Here is a 22,321-nt window from a genome sequence, read left to right as displayed (position 1 = left end):
GTCACCGATCCTTGGACTGGACGTGGAGGGAACCAGCAACCGCGGTATCGGGATCCGCGGCGTGCTGCAGAATCCTGGACAGCGCCCCGGCGCCGACGCTCGGTGCGAAGTCCGCGTCATAGCAGCGGCGCGCTGCCTGGCCGAGGATGCACCGGTCCTCGCGGCCCAGGGCGGCGAACCACCGGAACGCTGCGGTGATGCTGCCGCGATCGGCAGGATCGGCCGCCAGACCCGCACCGTTGTCGGTGACATAGGTGGCCGCATCCCCCGGGGCGGCGACGAGCAGCGGCATGCCGAGCCCGCACAGGAACTGGATCTTGCTCGGGAAGGTGGCCCGATGCAGGGCGGTGTCGGCGAGCGAGACCAGAGCCACGTCCGCTTCCCTGGTCAGGGCGGTGGCCTCCGGGAGCGGGACCGCAGGCAGGATGTGCACCCGATCGGCGGCGGCCGACCGCTCCCGCAGCGCCTGGCGGTCGGTACCCGTGCCGATGAGCACCAGATGGGCATCGAGGTCGGCGGCCACGAAGGCGTCGACGACCGCGCCCAGGTTCTGCGGGGCCCCCATCGCACCCGCGTACAGGAAGACGGGGGCATCCGGGTCGGCACCGATACGGGCCCGCAGGCCGCGCGTCTCGGCGGCCCCGGCGACGGCCGGATCGGGGGTCCAGTTGTGGACCAGCTCGACCTTGCCGCGGGCCCCGGGGCGCCCGCCGATCAGCGTGACGGCCGAGGGGGTGATGGCCACGATCCGGGCGGCGCCGGCATAGGAGGCGCTCACGAAGGCGTGCAGGATCGTCGAGATCGCTCGCAGGGTGAGGGAGCGGCGGACGAACCCGGAGTCGACGACCGAATCGGGCCAGACGTCCTGGACCTGCAGCACGTAAGGGATCCGGGTCAGGGCGCGCAGCACCATGGCCGGCAGGGCCGCAGTGGCGGGGGAGCCGTAGACCAGGATCACCTCACGGTCGCGCAGCTCCGCGAGCGCGCGCCAACTCGCGGTGACCGCGAAGGAGGCATATCCCAGCAGCCGTCCGAGCAGACCCGAACCACGGTAGGGAAACTCCGGGACCCGGTGCACCCGGACCCCATCGATCGTCTCGGTCCGCCACTGCGTCGCGGAGTAACCGTCGGCCACCGCACCGGTGGGGTAGTGGGGCGTACCCGTCACCACGACCACGTCGTGACCTTCGGCGCGCAGACCGTCGACGATCGCGGTGGGCACCCAGACGTTCTCCGGGGCGTACCACTGGGAGATGAAGCCGATGCGCATGCTCAGCGCAACCCGGACCACGACTTGTGCCGGGCACTGGTGGAGATGATGAAGTTGACCGTCCGCTCGGCGCAGTTGTCGATCAGGTATTCGGCGGGAATCTGTGCTGCCGCGGAGGATCGGAGCACCTGCTCGACTCCCTCGATCACATTCTGCGGATCCAGACCGGTCATGATGATCGCACCGGTGTCGAGTGCTTCCGGGCGTTCGATCGAATCCCGCAGGGTGACAGCGTGGAAGCCGAGGATCGACGACTCCTCGGCGATCGTGCCGGAGTCCGACAGCACGCATCTGGCGTGCAGTTGCAGGTGGTTGTAGTCATGGAAACCCAGCGGCTTGTGGAAGACGATCCGCGCATCGACCTCCCGGCCGAGCGACTCCAGACGCTTGCGGGTACGCGGATGGGTGGACACCAGGATCGGCAGGTCGAACCTTTCCGCCACCGCTTCCAGACAGTCCAGCAGTGCGGACAATCGTTCGGGACTGTCCACGTTCTCCTCGCGGTGCGCGCTGACCAGGAAATAACCGTCGGCGGTCAACTCGAGACGGTCCAGCACATCGGAGGCCTCGATCGCCGGGCGCTGGGCCAGCAGCACCTCCCGCATCGGTGAACCGGTCAACAGGATCCGGCGGGGGTGGATGCCTTCGGCGAGCAGATTCCGGCGGGCGTGCTCGGTGTAGACGAGGTTGAAGTCGGCCACGTGGTCGATCATGCGCCGATTGGTCTCCTCGGGCACATTCTCATCGAAACAACGGTTTCCGGCCTCCATGTGGTAGACCGGCACCCGCATCCGCCTGGCCATCACCGCGGCGATGGAGGAGTTCGTATCACCCAGCACCAGGACGGCGTCGGGCTGCTCCGCCGCGATGACCCGCTCCACACCGGTCAGCACCCCGCCCAGCACCGCACCGAGGCTCGAGGTGTCGACGTTGAGGAAATGATCAGGTTTCCGCAGCCCCAGTTCGTCGAAGAAGATCTCGTTCAACTCATAGTCGTAGTTCTGCCCGGTGTGCACGACGACGTGGTCGAGGCTGGCGTCCAGATGCTTCATGACGGCAGCGAGCCGGATGATCTCTGGTCGCGTGCCGACGACCGTCATGACCTTGGTCACTGGGTGCACTCCTTGGAATCGACCTGCACCGGAAAGGTATCGGGGTTGTCGGGGTCGAACAGCACGTGGGTCCAGAACTGGGTGAGCACCTCGGTGTCCCCGGTGTTGGTGATGTTGTGGGTCCACAGGGTCGGCATGTCGATGGCCACCGGCGCATCGCCGGAGACGTCGAACTCGATGACCTCGTCGCTGAACATGCGGCGCAGCGCGATCCGCGCTCGACCGGCCAGCACCGCGAACCGCTCGATCTTGGTCAGGTGGTAGTGGTCGCCGCGCACCACTCCGGGCCTGCTGGTGCTCACGAAGCTCTGACCCTGCCCACCGTGGGAGCGGACCGTCTCGACCAACCGGCCGCGGTCATCGGCCCGGGGGGTCAGAGCGATCGGGTACGCGGTGGGGAACAGTGCGGCGCGGTAGGTGTTGAACAACGCGACCTCGAAGTCCGAGGCCAGCGCCGGGATGTCACCACGATCCGGATACAGCTCGTGGAACACGCTGAGCCGGTCCCACACCTGCTGGACGGTGGTCGGGTGTCCCTGGGGGGCGGTCTCACCCGATCCGGTGGCCGCCAGGCCGTCGATGAGCGCCTGGGCGGCGTCCTGGGCGTGCAGCAGATCGATCGGGCGATCGGTGATGGATGGTGTCTCGTTCCTGATGCGCCAGTCGACGAAGCTCGCCACGAAGGAGTTGTAGTGCGGTCGGCCGTGTTCACCGAACAGGTTGGGCAGACGCACGTCGACGAACACCGAACCGAGCGCGTCCGCCGTCTCGGCCAGGATCTGACCCGCGGCCGCTTTCCCTTCCCCATAGGCGGTTCCATTGCCGGCCTGGATCGAGTCGGCGTGGACGATCACCGGCGGCTGCTTGGCCGCGCGGGCGGCGGCGGCCACGGCGCGAGCCAGTTCGGCATTGCCGTTCCGGACCTCGTCGGGGTCCGCGCGGTTGATGCCGGCGACGTGGATGATCGCATCGGCATCCGCGGCCAACGTGGGGAGGTCGTCCCAGGTGGTTCGCGTCACCGCGACGACGTCATGCTCGGTGAGGGCGTGCAGCCGGCACCGGGTGTGCCAGCCGAGGAAACCGGCCGCGCCGGTCAGGAGCACCCGCATGGCACGTCCTTCACGAGTCGCTGGATCTCGGGCAGCTGCAGCAGGCATTCCTTCGTGCTCGCCACATCCAGGCGCAGGGCGTTCTGGGAGTCGTAGTCGCGGTCCCGGGTGATCGTACGGTCGCCCTCATCGAAGTACAGCTCGTATTGCAGCGACCGGGCATCCAGCGGTACGCGGAAGTAGCTGCCCTGATCCTCCGCCTTCGCCATCTCCTCCCGGCTCAGCAGGGTCTCGTGCATCTTCTCCCCGTGCCGGATGCCGATGGTCCTGATCTCGGCATCGGGATGTCCGAGCAGCTCGGACACGGCCCGGGCCAGCACCTCGACCGTCGATGCGGGCGCCTTCTGCACGAACAGATCACCCGAGGTCGCGTGGAAGAACGCGTGCAGGACCAGGTCGACCGACTCGGCGAGCGACATCAGGTAACGGGTCATCGACGGTTCGGTGACCGTGAGCGGTTTGTGCTGAGTGAGCTGCTCGACGAAGAGGGGGATCACCGAACCACGCGAATACATGACATTGCCGTAGCGGGTCAGCGAGACGGTCATCTGGGAGTCCGGGTGGTTGCGGGCGAATGCCTGCACCGTCTTCTCCATCAGTGCCTTGGACATGCCCATCGCGTTCACCGGATAGACGGCCTTGTCGGTGGAGAGACAGACCAGCGAGCGCACCCCGCTCGCGGCGGCGACATCGAGGACGTTCTGGGAACCGATGACATTGGTCTTGACGGCCTGCTGCGGAAAGAACTCGCAGGACGGGACCTGTTTCAGGGCGGCGGCGTGGAAGACGTAGTCGACACCCGCCATCGCCGGGACGATCGAGTCCTTGTCACGCACATCACCCAGGAAGAAACGGAGCCGCTCGTCGCCGAAGCGGCGCCGCATGGCGTCCTGTTTGGCCTCGTCCCGGGAGAAGATGTGGATCTGCCGGGCGCCCCGGTCGAGCAACTGGGCGGCCATCGTCGAACCGAACGAGCCGGTTCCACCGGTGATGGCGAAGGTCGCGTCGTGGATCCCTCCATGGGCGCTCACAGCTGCGCGACTCCCTGGCCGCTGAGCCGGCCGCGGGTGTCGAACAATCTCTTGGCGCCGTTGGTGATCGTCCCATCGGCGTACGCCGCATGTGCCTGCAGCAGCACGACCAGATCCGCCTCGGCCACGGCCGAAACGACGTCCGGGACGCGGTCCAGGGTCCGCGAGCCGACCGTCCACTGCTCGAAGAACGGGTCGTGGAACCGCAGATCGCTCCCGGCCGCCAGAAACCGTTCGGCGATCTCCACCGCCGGTGATTCCCGGGCATCGGCGATGTCCTGCTTGTAGGTGACACCGAGCAGCAGCACCCGGGAGTTCGCCAGCGGCAAAGCATCACCGTTCAGGATCGACTGGGCCCGTTGGACGATGTAGGCGGGCATGCCCGCGTTGATCTCCTGCGCCAGTTCGACGAACCGGAACCGATACCCCAGATCGGCGTGCACCTTGTAGGACAGGTAGTTGGGATCGATGGGGATGCAGTGCCCGCCGACGCCCGGTCCCGGCCGGAACGCCTGGAACCCGAACGGTTTCGTCGACGCGCACTCGATCACGTTCCAGATGTCGATGCCCATCTCGTGTGAGAACTTGGCCATCTCGTTGACCAGCGCGATGTTCACGTGCCGGTAGGTGTTCTCGAGCAGCTTCGCCATCTCCGCCTCGCGCGTGCCGCGGGCACGGACGACACTGTCCACGAAGCGACCGTAGAACGCGGCGGCGCGGTCGGTGCACTCGGGCGTGAGGCCGCCGACGACCTTGGGGGTGTTCTTGATGCCGAAGGTCGCATTGCCCGGATCCACGCGCTCCGGTGAGAACGCGAGCCCGAACTGCTCTCCCGCCGTCAACCCGGACCGCTCCAGAACGGGCAGCACATCCTCCTCGGTGCTGCCGGGATAGGTGGTCGACTCCACGATGACGAGGGTCCCCGGGCTCAGGTTCTCCGACACCGTGGCTGCGGCCGACAGCAGGGCCGAGAGATCCGGCCCGCCGAGCGGCGACAACGGTGTGGGTACGCACAGCGTCACGACGGCCGCGTCCCGAATGCTGCCGGGGTCGGCCGTCGCGGTGAAACCGGCATCGAGCATCTCGCGGATGTCGGCATCGGTGAGGTCGTCGATGTGGGACCTGCCGTCGTTCAGGGAGTCCACGGCCGCGGCGTCGATGTCGAAGCCGCGCACGGTGAGCCCACTGCGGGTCGCCTGCTGGGCCAGCGGCAGACCGACGTAGCCAAGGCCTACGACGACGAGATCAGTGGTGGGCAACGCGTGGTCCTTTGCTTGCGGGGCAGGGGATCCGGCCGGTGGGTGTTCGGAGGGTCAACAGTCCGGGCCGGTGCAGGACTTGGGGAACCGGTTCAGATAGTCATCCATCGTGTCCTCGCGCAGTGCTTTGGCCAGTTCGGCGGTCTGCTTCTCATCGACCACGGCAATCGATTGGTCACCGGCCCAACCGAAACCGACGATGGGCGCCTGGGTGGAGACGATGTCGCTCGATCGGGTGATCCGCATGGACGTCGCGGTCTTCCGGATCTCGTCGTCGCTCAACCCGCGGTCGACCTTGACCACCTTCGAGGCGTCGGTCAGCAAGCGGTCCACCGCGACCGGATTGGCCAGGGTCTCGGGTTTGCTGGCCTTCTCCATGATGGCGGTGACGACGGCACGCTGGTTCTCGGCACGGTCCAGGTCGCCGTTCGGCAGGCTCTTGCGCTCCCGGACGAAGGCCAGTGCCTGTTCGCCGCGGACGGTGATCCAGCCCTGCTCGAAGCGATACCCGCCGGCGCTGAAGTTGTTCTTGTTGTAGACCTCGACGCCACCGAGTGCCTCGGTGAGTGCGATGAATCCGCTGAAGTCCACCACCGCGGTGTGGTCCATCTTGACGTTCAACAACTGTTCCAGGGTGGACACGGTGAGGGGGGCGCCGCCGAACGCGTACGCCCAGTTGATCTTCCCCTTGCCGCGGCCGGGGATGTCGACCCAGGAGTCCCGGGGGAAGGAGATCAGATAGATCTTGGAGCGGTCCTTCGGGATGTGCGCGACCATCAGGGAGTCCGAGCGACCAGCGTCCCCGGGGGCGGAATCGGTGCCCAGCAGGACGTAATTGAGCCCGCCGGGCGGAACCGCGGTGGGCGTCGGGATCGCGGCCGGGGCAGGATCCTGACGCGCGGGCATCAGATCGTCGCGTTGGATCTGGGAGACGGCCTTGTTCAACCGGTTCGTGTAGAAGCCGACGGCCGCCACCGCGCCGATCGCCAGCACCGCCACCAATGACAGCAGCACGATCAGCGCGCGTCGCGTGCCGCGGCGTCGGGGAGCGGTCTCAGCCTTGGCGGGCTGATCGTCGGGTGTCGGTTCGGTGTCGTCAGCGAAGAATGACAACTGGTCCTGATCGCGAGTCACAGCGCAATCCCCTCCGAGATCGGTTCGTGCGCCGGCGTCGGCCGGGCACGCGGGGTTGCCCGCGCCGGAGCGGTGACGAAACAGTACCGAGGGAGATCGTCCGGGCCAACCGGGGGTACGCCGACACGACTGATGAGCTCATGGCTGGTGAGGGTCGACTGCTCATTGCGGCTGAACAGGACCTCGTGCACCTTCTCACCCGGCCGGAGCCCGGTGTAGTGGATGGGGATCTGCTTCCCGGACTGTTTGAGCAGGCGCTCGGCGACGTCCAGAATGCGGACGGGTTCACCCATGTCCAGCACCAGCACGCCCCCCGGATCACCGAGCGCACCGGCCTGGATGGTGAGCTGCGAGGCCTCCGGAATCGTCATGAAATAACGGGTGATGTCGGGATGGGTGACCGTGATCGGAAGATCTTCGGCGATCTGACGGATGAAGGTGTGCAGGACCGATCCGCGAGATCCGAGCACGTTGCCGAACCGCACCGACAGCCAGACACCGCGGTGGTGTTGCGCGTGCCAGGCGGTGAGCTGCTCGGCCAGTCGCTTCGACCGACCCAGGATCGAGGTGGCGTCGGCGGCCTTGTCGGTGGACACGTTCACGAAGTGGGTCACCCCGTGCCGCTGGGCGGCGTCCAGCACGTTCAGAGTGCCGAGCACGTTGGTCTTCCAGGCCTCGCTCGGATACTGCTCGAGCATCGGCAGATGCTTCAGCGCGGCCGCATGGAAGACCACCTGCGGTTGGTGGTGGGCGAAGACCCGGTCCAGGGCCGCCGGGTCGCGGATGTCGCAGAGCACCATGTCCGGGGTGTCGAGCAGACCCTTGCCGTAGATGGACAACTGCACCCCGTGCAGACCGGACTCGTCGCGGTCCAGCAGGACCAGTTCCTGCGGGCCGAATCCGTGCACCTGACGGGCGATCTCGGAGCCGATCGACCCACCCGCACCGGTGATCAGCACCACCTTGCCGTTCAGATAGCCGGCGATCTGGGACAGGTCCGTCTTCACCTGGGGTCGTCCCAACAGGTCGGCCACGTCGGCCTGGTGCAACTGGTCCACCTTGACCCGGCCGTTGATCATCTCCCGGATCGGCGGCAGGATCAGCACGTTCAGGCCCGCGGTCTCGATGGCCCCGATGGTCTCGCGGAGGAACTCCGGGCTCGCGGTCGGGATGGCGATGATGATCGTCCGGACCGAGCTGGCGGCGGCGACCTCGAGCAGCTCCCCACCGGTGCCGAGCACCGGATGGCGGCCGATCCGAAGGTTGCGTTTGCCGCGGTCGTCGTCGATCATCCCGGCCACCACGTAGGGCGCGTGTGGATCCTGGTCGAGCAGGCGGCACAGCTGCGTACCGGCGTTGCCGGCGCCGTAGATCAGCACCTTCTCCGCTTCGGCATTGGGAGCGATGCGGTTGAGGTAGACCCGAGCCATCAGGCGTACCGCGGCCATTCCCGCCAGGGCGGCGATCGGGGCGAGAACGACCAGGCCGCGCGGCATCGCCGGCCGGAAGATCAGAAAGATCAGGCACAGCGTCGCCCAGTTGATGAAGGTGACCAGTCCGAGCCCGAGGCTCTCCTCGAAACTGCCGATGCGATAGCGACCCCGATAGAGCCGGAAGAACCAGCCGAGGACGAGATGCAGCAGGATCGCGGCGGCGAGATAGGCGAACACCTCCGCCCAGAGCACCCGCTTCAACTCGAAGTCGTATCGGCCACCCAGGACGACCAGGGTCGCCACGCCCCAGGCGAGGGCGTCGCCCAGTGCCAACTGAAGATGGCGCGGTCGTGGGGGCGACGCGGCCGGAATGCGGGGGCTCATGCCGGTCCTTCGATCCAGGGGGTGGACGTGCAGAATTTAGCATGCGATGAAATAGGCTGGCACGACCACCCTCGAGGTCTGATTGACAGACGGCCACCCTCGAGGGCTGAGCAGGAACACCCCAACTCGCGGCGGCCACGCTGCCGCCGACCGGCCGGAAGGACGTTATGGAACTGCGTGACTATCTGGGGCTGGCGCGCCGCAGATCATTGATGATCGCGGCGATCGCGCTCTGCGGAGTATCGCTCGCGGCGCTTGCCACCCTGTTGATGCAACCCCAGTACCAGGCCAGAACCTCCATACTCTTCGCGGTCCAGGGAGCCGCCAGCGCCAGCGACCTCGCCCAGGGCAGCACCTATGCCGAGAAGCAGGTCCAGTCCTATGCGGAGGTGGCCGCCTCACCGCTGGTGCTGGACCCGGTGATCCAACGGCTGCAGCTGAACAGCACCCCGGCCGAACTCGCCCGACGGGTGACCACGACCGTTCCGCAGAAGACGGTGATCGTCGAGGTGACGGTCACCGATCCGGACGCGGCGAGCGCCGCGCGGATCGCCAACGCGATCGGTGACCAGGTCGCCGAAACCGTCCGTGAGCTGTCGCCCAAGCGCGACGGCCAGGACACCGTGAAGGCCACCACCATCTCCCCGGCGCTGCCCCCGCCGAGCCCGAGTTCTCCCAAGGTGGCACAGAATCTCGCGCTCGGGCTGCTGCTCGGCCTGGCGCTCGGGTTCGCCGCCGCGCTGGTGCGTGAACGTCTCGACACCCGGGTCCGCAACGAGGCCGATGTCGCGGCGGTGACCACCGCCTCCCAGGTGGGCTCGATTCCCTATGTGGCCGGTACGCCCGAGCATCCGCTCGAGCTCGGGGCGCACACCGATCAGCGGTTCGAGGCCTATCGCCGGCTGCGGACCAACGTGCAGTTCGTGGCCGCACCGCAGGGGCGTACCGCCCTGGTGGTCACCTCCTCGGTGCCGGGTGAGGGAAAGTCGGTCACCGTGGCGAACCTGGCGTTGGCGATGGCGGACGCCGGAAACCGAACCCTGCTGATCGATGCGGACATGCGACGGCCCACGGTGGCCGACAATTTCGGGCTGGTCGGGACCGCCGGGCTCTCCACGATTCTGGCCGGTCAGGCGACCCTGTCGGACCTGGTGCAGCCGTTCTCGGGGCACCCGGATCTCTATGTCCTGACCTCCGGTGTGGTGCCGCCCAACCCCACCGAGCTGCTCGACTCCGCACAGATGCGTGCGCTGCTCGATGAGGCACTGGCCGAATACGATGTGGTGTTGATCGACTCGCCGCCGCTGCTGCCGGTCTCCGACGGTCTGGTGCTGGGCAAGCTCGTCGGTGGCGCGCTGCTGGTGACCGGGATCGAGCGGGTCAAGAAACCGCAGCTCGCGGAATCCCTTGCTGCATTGGAAACGGTGGATGTCAAGGTGCAGGGTGTGGTGCTCAACATGGTGCGCCGCAAGGAGCGTGGGGATGCCTATGGCTACTACGCCTACGGCTCCGAGCCCGGTCGACAGCGGTCGAGCAGCGCTGCGACGGGCCGGCGGGCCGCGCCCTCGGGGGAGCGTCCGGACGACCTCGTGCTGACCCCGCGCCAGGCGCGCGAGTGAACGCACCGCACGGGATCGGGCGGGCGAGATGCAGCTGAAGCGGTGGCCCGTGCTGGGCCTGGTCGTGCTGGCCGTGATCACCATGGTCCTGGTGGTGCTGGCATTCCGCCATGCGCGGCCGCCGAGTGTGAACGCCGTCCCGATGAACGGTCCCGGCTCACCGGCGGCGCCGGCGGCCGGATCGCCGGCGCCCACGGTTTCGTCGGCGGCAACACCCAGAACCACCCCGGCCGCGAGCGCGACCCCGCGGCAGCGATCACTCGAGGCGATCCGCGACCTCGTCCGCAGCGAGGACCAGCTCGACATCGTGGTGCTGGGCGACGCGTCCGGGGCCGGTGAGGACAAGTGGGTCGCCCAGTGGGCGGACAGTCTCGCCGCGAACCGGCGGATCGAACTGCGCGCCATCGAGAACGGTCGCACCAGCACCCGCAACCTGGGCAACTCGGGAAGTTCCACGGTGCTGCGGAATGTCAGCGAATCGGGATTGACCCTGCGGGATGCGACGAGCCGATTCGACCAATTGGTGCCGGCCGGCACCGATCTGGTGATCCTCAACTTCGGGCACCAGGAGTCGGAGGGTTCGATCTCGGCCGATCTCGACCGGTTGTGGAACAGGATCCCGCCGTCCGCCACGGGGCTGGTGATGCTGCAGAACCCGGAGCGCGGCGCCACTCAGCAGGCGCAGCGCAACCGGGTGCGTGCGGTCACCGACTGGGCGAGTCGGAACAGGGCGCCGACGGTGGATGTGTTCGATGCGTTCATCCAGGCACCGGAACCGCTGGCCGAGTTGCTTGACCGCGACGGCGTGCTGCCGAACGGGACGGGGTCGCGGGTCTGGCGCGACGAACTGGTCAAGCGGGTCGGCTGACGCCGGCGGCATCGGCGATCGCCCTCGTCGCCCGGTGGATGTCGGCGTACGCGGTGCGGAAGGCCTCATCGCCTCGGCGGTAGGGGTCGCTCACGTCGTCGGCACGGGGATCGGTGCCGCGCACCCCGGCGCGGAGCGCGGCGGCCATCGGCACTGCCTCGGCCAGGAACTCGGCGGGTGAGGCCGCGGTCGCGGTCAGTTCGGGCAGTCGCAGCAGTCGGGCGAACTCGACGAAGGTGAAGGCACGCTTCAGCGCCGCGGGATACTCCTGCAGGGCCACCTCGCGATGCGACCTGGTCATCGGCAGGATCAGGTCCGCGTCCCGCAGCATCCGTACGCCCAGCTGGCGCGCCGCGAAGCCGTCGGTGTCGATGTCGGCGGGGAGCAGTGCGGCCATCTGGGGTTCGATCGGGTTGCCCACCAGGGCGTGCGTACCCGCGCTGCGGACCGTCACCGAGTCGCCCAAACCGTGCTGGAGCAGGAGTTCGCCGGCGGGGGAGCGGCAGATGTTGCCGGTGCAGAGCACGAGGACCTGGAAGGACATGGTGGGGATTCAACCATGCGTTCCGCACGGCTGCGTACCCTAGGCCCATGGCGCAATGGTTCACCGACTCCTTTCGAGCGGAGTTCGACCGGCAGGCCGAGGTGATGGGCCGGTTCAATCTGGCGATCTTCGGCAAGACCGGGGTGGGCAAATCCACCTTGTTGAACGCGGTTTTCGGCGAGAACGTCGCCCCGACCGGCATCGGTGAGCCGGTCACCAAGGGGTCGCACCTCTATCTGGGTCATCGCGGCCAGCTCGGCATCGTCGACACCCAGGGCCTCGAGGTCGGTCGCGATGACAAAGTGCTGCTGAAGGACCTGGACGCCCTGGTCACCCAGCAGCGCCGCAAGCCGATCACCGAGCAGGTGCATGTGGCCTGGTACTGCGTGCGCGGGATGGACCGCCGCTTCGAGGAGGCCGAGGCCGAGTTCATCCGCCGCATCGACAAGCTCGGCCTGCCGGTGATCGTGGTCTTCACCCAGGTGCCGGCCCAGCTCGACAACGGTGTGCCGAACTATCACCCCGATGCCGTCCAGCTCGCCCGCTACGTGGAGAGCCTCCAACTGCCGATCGTCGGTGGCCGTCCGTTCATGACCAACGCGGTGAGGGACCAGTTCACTGGTCAGTCGGTCCACGGCTTGATCGACCTGATGCAGGCGACCTTTCAGGTCGCGCCCGAGGCCGTCCACTCAGCCCTCGCCGCGTCGCAACAGGTGGATCTCGGTGCCAAGGCCCGGGAGGCGCGGAAAGCGATAACGACGGCGGCGGCCGGTTCGGCCGCCGCGGCCGCGAGCCCGATCCCGTTCTCGGATGCCGCCATGCTGGTCCCGATCCAGCTCGGCATGATGGCGCGGATCGCGCAGATCTATCAGCTCAAGTTCGAACGCGCGGCGATGCTGGCGGTCGCCTCCACCTCGGCGGCCACCGTCGGCGGGCGCGCCGCCTTCACGAACCTGCTCAAGCTGATCCCGGGTGCCGGCACCGTCGCCGGGGGAGCGATCAGCGCCGGGGTCGCCTCCACGTTCACCTTCGCGATGGGGCAGGCCTGGCTGGCGGTCTGCCAGCAACTGATCGCCGGTAGGCTCAAGGGGCTGGACGGCGTGATCGACGCCAAGGCCGTGCAGGATCTGTTCAACGCCGAGTTCCGCAAGCGGGTACCGGGAATCCGCCACAAGGACTCCTGATCGGCGGTCTCCGTCGCTGGTACGCCCGGGTGAATTCTGGGTGACCGTCGGTGACCGCTCGCCATCCCGCGGTGGCGTAGCGGTAACGTCACCGCCATGCGACTGGTCACCACCCTCGTCCTGTCCCTCGCCCTGCTGCTCGGTCTCGGCGGATTCAGCACCGCCGTGGATGCCGCACCACGCAAGGATTTCCAGCTCACCGTGCTGAGCTACAACATCAAGCACGGTGTCGGTGAGGACGGCCGGCTCGACCTCGCCCGGATCGCCGAGGAGATCCGGGCCAGCGGTGCCGACGTGGTCGGGTTGCAGGAGGTCGACCGCTACTGGGGTGAACGCAGCGACTGGGCCGACCAGGGCGCCGAGCTCGCCCGGTTGCTCGGTTACCAGCTCGCCTACGGCGCGAACCTCGACGAAGCGCCGCCGGAGGGTCGCACCGAACGCCGGCAGTACGGCACCGCGATCCTCAGCCGGTACCCGATCGTGGCGAGCGAGAACGTCCCGCTGACCAGCATCCCCTACCCGACCCGGCCGACCGAGCAGCGCGGATTGCTGACCGCGACGATCAACGTGCGGGGTGCGTTCGTCCAGGTCTGGAACACCCACCTGGACCACCAGCGCTCCGAGCAGCGGATCTCCCAGGTCCGCGAGATCCTTTCCAGGCTTGACGATCCGGCACGCCCCACGGTGCTGACCGGTGATCTGAACGCCATCCCGGACACCCCCGAGATGGAGCTGCTGCGGACCCGTTTCGCCGACACCTTCCGCGAGCTGGGCCGCGACGACGCCTACACCTATCCCACGAACGCTCCCGATCGCCGGATCGATTACGTGCTGCACGCCGGCCCGATCCGCACCCTGTCCGGTGAGCTGCGCACCGCCCAGTATTCCGACCACCTCGGGGTGCTGGCCCGGTTGCAGATCCAGACCACCCCGGGTCGCTAGAGAACCATCAGGTCGCGGCCCAGCACGACCTCGCCGCTGAACCCTTCCCGGGCGGCTTCGACCCAGACGTTCTCGGGCACCGAGTCGTCGCTGGGCACCAGATGGGACAGCACCAGGGTCCCGACCCCGGCCTGCTCGGCCAGCTTGCCGACGTCCTGGACGCGGGTGTGACTGTTCACCAGATGCTCCAGCAACCGGGTGCCGTTGCTGCGGGCCAGGGTCGCCTCAAGGCTCTCGGTGTGGATGACCTCATGCACCAACAGATCCGCACCGCGGGCCAGTTCGACCAGTTCGTCACACGGGGTGGTGTCACCGGAGATCACGATCGACCGATCCGTGGTGTCGATCCGGTACGCCAGGGCGTGTGCGATCGGCGGATGGTTCACCCGGGCGCAGCTGATCCGCAACCCGGGCCGATCCACCAGTACGCCGGGTTCGGTCACCTCGGTGACCTGCGGCAGCGCCCGCACATCGGGCCGGCCCTCGTCCAGGATGCGGGTCTCGATGTCGAAGCGCTGCATGGCGAAGAAGTGTTCGAGATGCTCGCCCAGTGGCGGCGGCCCGAGCACCTGGACAGGGTCGGACAGGCCCCCGGCCCAACCCAGCAGGAACAGGTTCCCCAGGTCGGCGTTGTGGTCGGAGTGGTGGTGGGTGATCAGCACCGAATCGATGCTGGTGAACGGAATCCCGGCCTGGACCAGGCGCCTGGTGATGCCGTTCCCGCAGTCCACGACGATCACCCGGCCGTCCACGACGATCGCCTGCGCCGGTGCCGAGCGGTCCTTCTTCGGGGTGGGTCCGCCGGCGGTGCCGAGCAGCACCAACTGGGTCGTCACGTCGCGCTCCTGGGGTTGAAGGTCATCGGGTGAAGCGGCGCAGGAACTCGATGGTCCTGGCCTGTTCGGGGCGGTCGAGCACCGTCTCCGGCGGACCCGACTCGATGATCGTGCCACCGTCCATGAAATGGATCGTGTCGGCGGCCTCGCGGGCGAAGGTGAGCTCGTGGGTGACCACGATCATCGTCATGCCCTGCCCGGCCAGGTCGCTCATCACGGCGAGCACCTCGCCGACCACCTCCGGATCGAGGGCCGAGGTCGGCTCGTCGAACAGCAGCACCGCCGGTTCGAGCGCCAGTGCCCGGGCGATCGCCACTCGCTGCTGTTGTCCGCCGGACAGCTGTGCCGGATGATGCAACCGCTTGTCGGCCAGCCCGACGGCCGCCAACAGGTCCTCCGCGCGACGGCGCACCTCGGCGCGATCCGCCCCGCGCCGCAGTGTCGGGGCGAGCGTGACATTCTCCAGCGCGGTCAGATGGGGGAACAGGTTGAAGTGTTGGAACACCATTCCGATGCCCTGGCGCTGCTGCCGGATCCGGCCGTCGTCGAGACGGTGCTGCCGGTCGCCGCCGACCCGCCGCCCGAGCAGCTCACCGTTGACCCAGACCGCGCCGGAATCGATGTCCTCCAACAGATTCAGGCAGCGCAGCAGGGTGCTCTTGCCCGAACCCGATGGCCCGATCAGGCACGCGACCTCACCCTGCTCCACCGTCAGCGAGACGCCTTTCAGCACCTTCAAGGAGCCGTAGCTCTTGTGAACCTGATCAACAACCACCGGGGGCCTCATGCGGGCTCACCCGCCGGTTCGTTCGCCACCGCGACGGTGCGCGGACGCCGGGTGCTGTGATCCATCCGCCGCTCCAACAGATATTGACCGATGGTGGCGATGCTGGTCACGGCCAGGTACCAGATGCTCGCGACGATCAGCAGCTCGAAGGTGCGCAGGTTGCCGGCGGAGATGTTCTGCGCCTGGGTGAGCAGATCCCCACCCGCGATCACCGAGACCAGCGAGGTCATCTTGAGCATGTTGATGAACTGGTTCCCCGTCGGCGGGGTGATCACCCGGACGACCTGCGGCAGGATCACCTTGCGCAGACCCTGCAGTCGGGACAGTCCGAGGGCGGCGACCGCCTCATGCTGACCCCGGTCGATGGCCAGCAGACCACCACGGAACACCTCCGCCATGTAGGCCCCCTCGTTGATGGACAGGGCGAGCACCGAGGCGACGAACGGGGTGATCAGGTTGTTGGTGGAATAGTCGAGCAGATAGAGATCCGTGCCCGGAATGCCGATGAAGATGCGTTCGGCGAACAGCGCCAGGTTGCCCCAGACGAGCACCTGGACCAGCAGCGGCGTACCCCGGACCAGCCAGATGTAACCACCGGCGAAAACCCTGGCGACCGGGTTGGCCGAGCTGCGCAACAGAGCCATCAGCAGACCGATGCCGATGCCGATCAGCATCGACAGGCAGGCGAGCACGACGGTCGTGACCAGGCCGCCGAGGATCGTCGGGCTGAACAGGAACTCACCGACCGATTGCCAGTGCAGCTTGGGATTGGTGGCCACCGACCACACCAGCGCGAGCACGACCGCGACCAGCAGCACGCCACCGACCCAGCGCCCGGGGTGCCGCGGTTCGACGAGCCGGTCGGGGACGCGGGGCGGCCAGGCCTCCGCTGCCGGCGCGTCGATCTGCTCGGCCATCTCAGCTGGTCGCCGCATTGACCAGCGGCTTGTCGAGGGCGATCTGCTCCAGCCCGTATTTCGCCAACACCTTCTGATAGGTGCCGTCATCCATCGTCTGCTGCAAGGACCGGACCAGCGCGTCGCGCACCTCCGGTTTGTCCTTGGGTACGCCGATTCCGTAGTACGAACCGGTGCCCTCCAGCACCGCGGTGCTGAACACCTTGCCCTCCCCGGCGGTCTTGGCGACATAGAGCAGCACCGGGGTGTTGCCGATGAAGGCATCCGCGCGACCGTTCTGCACCTGCAGTCGAGCGTCGGCCGCGCTCGGGAGCTGGTTGATGGTGATCGCCTGCTTGCCGCCTGCGGTGCAGTCGGTCGACGCCTTCTCCACCATCGCGATCTGCACCGAGCCGCGCACGGTGGACATCGTCGCTCCGCACAACCCGGCAAGATCCCTGATCTGCTTGGGATTCCCGGCCGGCAGCAACAGGGTGTTGCCCGACTTCACATAGTCGACGAAGTCCAACTGCTGCTGGCGCTGCTTGGTGTCGTTGAGCACGTCGAAGATGATGTCGATCTTGCCGCCCTTGAGCGCTGGCTGCAGGCCCTCGAAGGCGTACTGCTGGAAGGTGATCTTCGTTCCCAGCGATTCCGCCATCGCCTGTGCCAGTTCGTAGTTGACGCCGGTCGGGGTCCTGCCGTCCGGTTCGAAGAAGGTCATCGGGGGCACGGTGAGCTCCGCCCCGGCGACGATCCCTCTCGCCTTCAGATCGGCGGGCAACCCGCCGGGGGTGCTGGCCGCGGCGCCGGGTGCCGGTTCGGCGGGCCGGTCCGAGCAGCCGGCGACGAGCAGCAGGGCTGTTGCGGTGATCACGGTGCAGGCGATTCGCATGACATCCTCCGTGCGCTATGCGCATAATAGATGCGGTGTGCGCACGAGCGTAGGCATGCCGATGCCAGCACGTCAATGGAGGAGTTCACAATGGCCACCGAACGGGATCAGGTGCGATCGGTGCAGCGGGCCTTCGAGGTGCTCGCGGTGTTCGGCCCGGACCGGCCGACCCTCAATCTGCGCCAGGCGGCCGAGGCGACCGGGTTCGACCGGGCCGTGGTCCGCCGCTACCTGCTCACCCTCGAGCAGCTCGGTTATCTGGCCCGGATGCCCGGGGACAGTTTCCGGTTGCGCCCCAAGATCCTCACGCTGGCCTGGAACTACCTGGGGTCGGATCCGTTGGCCGCGGCGTCCGAGCAGCCGCTGCGGGCGTTGCGTGATGAGACGGGGGAGTCCTGTGCGGTGACCGTGCTGTCGGGGGCGACCGCCTGTTTCGTCGGGGTGGCGAATGCCGAGACCGGGTTGTCGATCCGGTTGACGCTGGGCAACGAGCTGCCCTGCTACTGCACCGCGATGGGGCGCACCGTGCTCAGCGGGTTGCCATCGGAGCAGGTGGCCGAGCTGGTGCGGCAGAGCCCCCGGCCGCGGCACACCAACCGCACCCCGACCGAGGTGGACTGGATCATCGAGCGAGTGGCGACGGTTGCCGAGCGTGGCTGGGACGTCGCCGATGAGGAGCTCGAGATCGGTGTCCGCTCGGTCGCGGTGCGGATTCCCCGGCCCGCCCACCTCGCACCCGCCGCGCTCTCGGTCTCCGCGCCGACGGCCCGCTGCTCGGTGGCCGATCTGCGCGGCCGGGTCCGCGGGCTGGCCCAGGAGAGTGCCGAACGGATCGCCGCGGACCTCGGTTGAGCACGCTGGTTGGGCTTCCCCAACGATCAGGTCACGATCCGCAGCTCGCCCGCCGGCCGGCCGCGCGGATTGCCATCGGCGCGTGGCAGGATCGGCCGCGGAACGGATCGGGGGATTCAATGCGTGGTGTCGGACTGGTCGGAGTGATCGGCAGCTGTCTGCTGCTCGTCGGCTGCAGTGGTGGCGCGAGCACCGCCACCGCGGGGAGTACGCCGCCCGCCGCGGGCGACGCGCCGGCGGCGAGCGCGGCACCCCCGACGGCCGCGCCGAGCAGTCAGACCCCGACCGCCCCACCCCGGAGAGCGGCCCCTTCGCGTTGGATCTCAACGTCGCCAACGGTGCCAAGGGCGTACCGGTGGACACCCTGATCACCGTCACCCCGAAGTTCGGCAAGGTCGACCAGGTGCAGGTCAGCACCACCGCCTCCGGCAAGAGCACCAACCCGAAGATCGGCGGCGCGGTCAACGACCAGGGCGCCTGGACCGCCGACAGCCGGCTCGATCCCTCGGCCAGTTACACCGTGACCGCGAAGGGCACCGGCGCCGACGGCAGCACCAGGACCGAGAAGGCCACCTTCACCACCGCCGCGGTGTCGCGGGCCAACGAGGTCTTCCCGACCCTCACCCCGGTGCAGGGCGGACCCTTCGGGGTCGCCCAGCCGGTGGTGCTCCAGTTCGACCAGCCGGTGACGAACAAGGCCGAGTTCGAGCGCAATCTCCATGTCACTTCGGTTCCCGCCCAGGAGGGGTCGTGGGGCTGGATCGATGACAAGACCGTGCACTTCCGGCCCAAGGACTACTGGCAGCCCGGCACCGAGATCTCCCTCGATGCCAATCTCAACGGGGTGAACGCCGGGGAGGGCCGCTACGGCCAGGAGAGCCGGAAGCTGAAGCTGAAGATCGGTCGCAAGCAGATCGGCCGCGTCGACATCTCCGGCAAGACCGTCTCCTGGCAGACCCGTGACCAGGCGCCGAAGACCTACCCGATGTCGGCCGGCAAGGAGGGCTTCACCACCCGCTCCGGCACCAAGGTGGTGATGGAGAAGGCCGAGAACATCCAGATGGAGTCCGAGACCACCGGCATCGCCCGCGACTCCGCGGAGGGCTACTCACTCAAGGTCGCGTACGCACTCCGGGTCACCTCATCGGGGGAGTTCATCCACTCCGCGCCGTGGAACGAGGGCAAGTTCGGCAAGGTGAACGCCTCGCACGGCTGCGTGGGGATGTCCACCGAGCAGATGTACGCGCTGTTCGAGAACGCGCAGATCGGCGATCCGGTCGTGTTCACCGGATCCGACCGGCCGACGGAGTTCGGCAACGGCTGGAGCGAGTGGGATCTCAGCTGGGATCAGTGGCAGCAGAAGTCCGCGCTGCGCTGACGTTCATCGAGTAGGCCACCATGCGCAGCGGAGAGCGTTCGGTCATTGGTCCAACAGGCGCAACCAGACCTCGCTGGCGGTCGGATAGCTCGGGACCGCGTCCTCGAGCTGGGTGAGGGTGAGTCCGCCGACGACCGCGACGGTCGCCGAGTGCAGCAGTTCGGCCACCTCGGGGCCGACGAAGGTGGCGCCCAGCAGTCGGCCGGTGGCGGCGTCGGCGACGAGTCGCGCGTGACCGTCGGCGTCGTCGCGGAGCAGCGCCGCGCCGGCGGCCGAGGTGTAGGCCGCATCCCTGGTGGTCACCTCGATGCCGTCGGCCTCGGCGGCGGCCTTCGTCCGACCCACCCAGGCGACCTGCGGATCGGTGAACACCACCTGCGGTACCGGCGCATCGGTGCGTTGCTCCGGTTCGGGACGCCCCTCGGCGCGGGCGGCCAGTCGGGCGCCGAGCTGCCGCGCCCGATACTTGCCCCAGTGCGTCAGCGGCGCCTCGCCGGACGCATCACCGACCGAGAACAGCCACTCCGCGTCCGGGTACGCCTCCAGCCCGAGGCCGTCGGTGGCCGGCTTGCGGCCGGTGGCCACCAGCACCTCGTCGACCTCCAGCTCCACACCGGACAGGGCGAGCCGCACCGGTCCACCGTGCGGGCGACCCAGCTCCGGCTCGTCGTCGACCCGGTCGCGGCGTACCGAATCGACGTCGGCGCCCAGGCGGACGTCGACGCCGGCCGCCTGCAATCCAGCGAGCACCGCCTCACCGGCGAACGGTTCGGCCTGCGCCAGCAGTCGTTCACCGCGAACCAGCATGGTCACCTCGGCACCCAGGGCGCGCAGCCAGTACGCCGCCTCGCAGGCGACCACGCCGCCACCGACGATCGCGATCCGCTGCGGCACCTCGACCACGCCGGTCGCATCCCGGGAGGACCAGGGCGCGATGTCGGCGTACGGTGCCGGAACGGTCGGCGTGCTGCCGGTGGCGATCACCACCGCCTGGCGCGCGGTCAGGCGGCGTACCCCGCCCGCGGAGTCGACCACCTCGACCTCCCGTTCGCCGACGACCCGGCCGCGGCCCCGGGCGACGTCCACGCCGACGCCGCGCGCCCAGTCGACCTGGCCCGCGTCCTGATAGTTCGACACCCAGGCGTCGCGGCGGGCCAGCAACCCGGCCGGATCGAGTTCCACCGGTTTGCCGATGCCCTGCAGCTGATTGGCGGTGGCGGCCACCTCGAGCGGACGGAGCAGCGCCTTGCTCGGCATGCATGCGTAGTAGGAGCATTCCCCGCCGACCAGCTCCTGCTCGACGAGGACCGCCGTCCGGTCGCTGCCCCGGATCGCATGGTCCGCGGCATTCTCACCGGCCGGACCGGCGCCGATCACGATCACGTCATAGCTGTCGGTCATGATCGGCAGCCTATGTCAGAGGATCAGCCCACCGAAGAGGTAGCCGAGCCCGACGGCGATCCCGATGGTCAGCACCCCGGGCACCAGGAAGGGGTGGTTGAACACCGCCCGCCCGACCCGGGTGGAACCGGTGTCGTCCATCTCCACCGCGGCGATCAGCGTCGGGTAGGTCGGCAGCACGAACAGTGCGGAGACCGCCGCGAAGCTGGCCACGATGCCGACATTGCTCACCCCGAGGGCGATCGCCGCCGGCATCAGTGCCTTGGCGGTCGCGGCCTGGGAATAGAGCAGCGAGGCGGCGAAGAACAGCACCACCGCGAGCAGCCAGGAGTGATCCTGCAGGAGACCACCGGCGGCGGACTTGATCGTATCGATGTGGGCGTTCACGAAGGTCGTGCCCAGCCAGGCCACCCCCAGCACACAGACCGAGGCGCTCATCCCGGACTTGAAGGTGGGTGCGTTGAGGATGTCGGCGGGCCGCACTTTCGCAACCATCACGACGATTGCGGCGATCGAGAGCATGATCGCGATGATCGCTGCGTCGCGTGGCATCGGCGGATTCGCGATCCATTGCAGCTTGTCGCTGATGGCCGCCGAATAGACCATCACCAGCACCAGGCCGATGACGAAGATGAGCACCGATGCCTTGGCACCCCTGGGCGCCCGGTAGTCGTGGTTGTCGCGATGATGCACCAGGCCCGCGGTGACCCGCTGCTGATAGACCGGGTCGAACTCCAGCGCGGACTTCTTGTTCACCCAGCGATCCCAGGCGAGCATCAGTCCGGCCACGATCATGCAGGCCGGGAAGGTCGACAGGAAGGTGATCGCCAGGATCTGCAGATAGTCGACGGCGGGTTGGCCGGCGTGCGGGGTGCCGAGCGCGCCGGAGAGCCAGACGACGGCCGCCGAGATGGGGGACGCGGTGATGGCGATCTGGCTGGCGACCACGGCGATCGACAGCGGCCGGCTGGGTCGGATGTTGTTCTCCTTCGCCACTTCGGTGATCACCGGCATGGTGGAGAAGGCGGTGTGCCCGGTACCGGCCATCCAGGTCATCAGATAGGTGATGATCGGTGCCAGGAACATCAGGTGCTTGGGGTTCCTGCGCAGCACCACATCGGCCAGGTGCACCAGATAGTCGAGACCACCGGCCACCTGCATGGCGGCGATCGCGGCGATCACCGCCATGATGATGGTCATCACATCGACCGGGATGTCCAGCTTCACCGCACCGTCGGCGACGTAGAAGGTCCGCACCTGGGCGCCGGTCAGGCCGAGCGCGATCACGCCCAGCCCGCCGGCGAAACCGATGCCGATACCGCCGAGGCGGGCCCCCAGGAAGATCGCCAGCAGGACGATCAGCAGGTGGATCCAGAGCATCATGATC

General features: G+C 68.1%; 20 protein-coding genes. 6 read left to right on the top strand and 14 right to left on the bottom strand.

What is annotated here, in order from left to right; genetic code table 11:
* Position 1 precedes the first annotated feature (1 nt).
* Genes C8D81_RS19975 through C8D81_RS19945 form a run of 7 tightly spaced genes read right to left on the bottom strand, consistent with a single transcriptional unit; the run spans position 2 to position 8,732 of the window.
* Positions 2-1,270: a glycosyltransferase family 4 protein gene (locus tag C8D81_RS19975; protein ID WP_094399184.1), complete on the bottom strand. Its 1,269-nt coding sequence runs from the start codon at positions 1,268-1,270 to the stop codon at positions 2-4.
* Positions 1,271-1,272: 2 nt separating this feature from the next.
* Positions 1,273-2,382, bottom strand: a complete 1,110-nt coding sequence (gene wecB / locus C8D81_RS19970; RefSeq protein ID WP_208109420.1) for a non-hydrolyzing UDP-N-acetylglucosamine 2-epimerase — start codon at positions 2,380-2,382, stop codon at positions 1,273-1,275.
* The gene (locus C8D81_RS19965; RefSeq protein WP_094399186.1) at positions 2,379-3,491 is read right to left on the bottom strand and encodes a polysaccharide biosynthesis C-terminal domain-containing protein; all 1,113 of its coding nucleotides are present in this window, start codon (positions 3,489-3,491) and stop codon (positions 2,379-2,381) included. The genes wecB and C8D81_RS19965 overlap by 4 nt, the downstream gene beginning before the upstream one ends.
* Positions 3,476-4,522 (bottom strand): polysaccharide biosynthesis protein, encoded by a 1,047-nt coding sequence (locus C8D81_RS19960; protein WP_324252397.1) that lies wholly within the window; start codon positions 4,520-4,522, stop codon positions 3,476-3,478. The genes C8D81_RS19965 and C8D81_RS19960 overlap by 16 nt, the downstream gene beginning before the upstream one ends.
* On the bottom strand, positions 4,519-5,781 hold the full coding sequence (locus C8D81_RS19955) for a nucleotide sugar dehydrogenase (protein ID WP_094357308.1): 1,263 nt from the start codon (positions 5,779-5,781) through the stop codon (positions 4,519-4,521). The genes C8D81_RS19960 and C8D81_RS19955 overlap by 4 nt, the downstream gene beginning before the upstream one ends.
* Before the next feature lie 54 nt (positions 5,782-5,835).
* Complete coding sequence (locus C8D81_RS19950; protein WP_133626670.1) at positions 5,836-6,915, bottom strand: LCP family protein; 1,080 nt, start codon at positions 6,913-6,915, stop codon at positions 5,836-5,838.
* Entirely contained in the window at positions 6,912-8,732 is a 1,821-nt protein-coding gene (locus C8D81_RS19945) for a nucleoside-diphosphate sugar epimerase/dehydratase (protein ID WP_133626669.1), read from the bottom strand. The genes C8D81_RS19950 and C8D81_RS19945 overlap by 4 nt, the downstream gene beginning before the upstream one ends.
* Positions 8,733-8,899: 167 nt before the next feature.
* Here C8D81_RS19945 and C8D81_RS19940 point away from each other — a divergent pair, with 167 nt between their 5' ends.
* Positions 8,900-10,351, top strand: a complete 1,452-nt coding sequence (locus C8D81_RS19940; RefSeq protein WP_133626668.1) for a polysaccharide biosynthesis tyrosine autokinase — start codon at positions 8,900-8,902, stop codon at positions 10,349-10,351.
* A gap of 28 nt (positions 10,352-10,379) precedes the next feature.
* Positions 10,380-11,219 carry an SGNH/GDSL hydrolase family protein gene (locus tag C8D81_RS19935; protein WP_133626667.1) on the top strand — a complete coding sequence of 280 codons (840 nt, stop codon included), beginning with the start codon at positions 10,380-10,382 and terminating at the stop codon, positions 11,217-11,219.
* On the opposite strand, the gene C8D81_RS19930 is transcribed toward C8D81_RS19935, so the two are convergent.
* The gene (locus C8D81_RS19930) at positions 11,203-11,763 is read right to left on the bottom strand and encodes an arsenate reductase/protein-tyrosine-phosphatase family protein (protein ID WP_098476995.1); all 561 of its coding nucleotides are present in this window, start codon (positions 11,761-11,763) and stop codon (positions 11,203-11,205) included. The two genes, C8D81_RS19935 and C8D81_RS19930, sit on opposite strands and share 17 nt — an antisense overlap.
* 47 nt (positions 11,764-11,810) lie before the next feature.
* Between C8D81_RS19930 and C8D81_RS19925 the strand changes: the two genes are divergently transcribed.
* Together C8D81_RS19925 and C8D81_RS19920 are read left to right on the top strand one after the other, a co-directional pair.
* Complete coding sequence (locus tag C8D81_RS19925) at positions 11,811-12,947, top strand: GTPase family protein (protein WP_094460191.1); 1,137 nt, start codon at positions 11,811-11,813, stop codon at positions 12,945-12,947.
* Positions 12,948-13,043: 96 nt separating this feature from the next.
* Positions 13,044-13,889: an endonuclease/exonuclease/phosphatase family protein gene (locus tag C8D81_RS19920; RefSeq protein WP_098476996.1), complete on the top strand. Its 846-nt coding sequence runs from the start codon at positions 13,044-13,046 to the stop codon at positions 13,887-13,889.
* Here C8D81_RS19920 and C8D81_RS19915 read toward each other — a convergent pair.
* From C8D81_RS19915 to C8D81_RS19900, 4 genes are read right to left on the bottom strand one after another with little or no spacing between them, the layout of a single operon-like run.
* Entirely contained in the window at positions 13,886-14,725 is an 840-nt protein-coding gene (locus C8D81_RS19915; RefSeq protein WP_094399201.1) for an MBL fold metallo-hydrolase, read from the bottom strand. The genes C8D81_RS19920 and C8D81_RS19915 overlap by 4 nt on opposite strands.
* 22 nt (positions 14,726-14,747) lie before the next feature.
* On the bottom strand, positions 14,748-15,500 hold the full coding sequence (locus C8D81_RS19910; RefSeq protein WP_438940862.1) for an ATP-binding cassette domain-containing protein: 753 nt from the start codon (positions 15,498-15,500) through the stop codon (positions 14,748-14,750).
* An 8-nt stretch (positions 15,501-15,508) separates the two neighbouring features.
* Positions 15,509-16,429, bottom strand: a complete 921-nt coding sequence (locus C8D81_RS19905; RefSeq protein ID WP_133626666.1) for an amino acid ABC transporter permease — start codon at positions 16,427-16,429, stop codon at positions 15,509-15,511.
* 1 nt (position 16,430) lies between these two features.
* A complete protein-coding gene (locus tag C8D81_RS19900) occupies positions 16,431-17,303 on the bottom strand; it encodes an ABC transporter substrate-binding protein (RefSeq protein WP_133626665.1) in 873 nt (290 codons plus the stop codon).
* A gap of 90 nt (positions 17,304-17,393) precedes the next feature.
* On the opposite strand from C8D81_RS19900, the gene C8D81_RS19895 reads away from it, so the two are divergent.
* Both C8D81_RS19895 and C8D81_RS19890 read left to right on the top strand, forming a co-directional pair.
* Entirely contained in the window at positions 17,394-18,155 is a 762-nt protein-coding gene (locus C8D81_RS19895; RefSeq protein WP_166646913.1) for an IclR family transcriptional regulator domain-containing protein, read from the top strand.
* An 82-nt stretch (positions 18,156-18,237) separates the two neighbouring features.
* Positions 18,238-19,533: a L,D-transpeptidase gene (locus C8D81_RS19890; protein WP_133626664.1), complete on the top strand. Its 1,296-nt coding sequence runs from the start codon at positions 18,238-18,240 to the stop codon at positions 19,531-19,533.
* A gap of 42 nt (positions 19,534-19,575) precedes the next feature.
* Here the strand turns inward: C8D81_RS19890 and C8D81_RS19885 are convergent, their stop codons facing one another.
* Positions 19,576-20,934 carry a dihydrolipoyl dehydrogenase family protein gene (locus tag C8D81_RS19885; protein ID WP_133626663.1) on the bottom strand — a complete coding sequence of 453 codons (1,359 nt, stop codon included), beginning with the start codon at positions 20,932-20,934 and terminating at the stop codon, positions 19,576-19,578.
* A 15-nt stretch (positions 20,935-20,949) separates the two neighbouring features.
* Positions 20,950-22,317 (bottom strand): anaerobic C4-dicarboxylate transporter, encoded by a 1,368-nt coding sequence (locus tag C8D81_RS19880; RefSeq protein WP_133626662.1) that lies wholly within the window; start codon positions 22,315-22,317, stop codon positions 20,950-20,952.
* Positions 22,318-22,321 lie beyond the last annotated feature (4 nt).

The sequence above is a fragment of the Enemella evansiae genome, assembly GCF_004362375.1.
GTDB lineage: Bacteria > Actinomycetota > Actinomycetes > Propionibacteriales > Propionibacteriaceae > Enemella > Enemella evansiae.
This window is presented reverse-complemented; position numbering and strand designations above follow the sequence as displayed.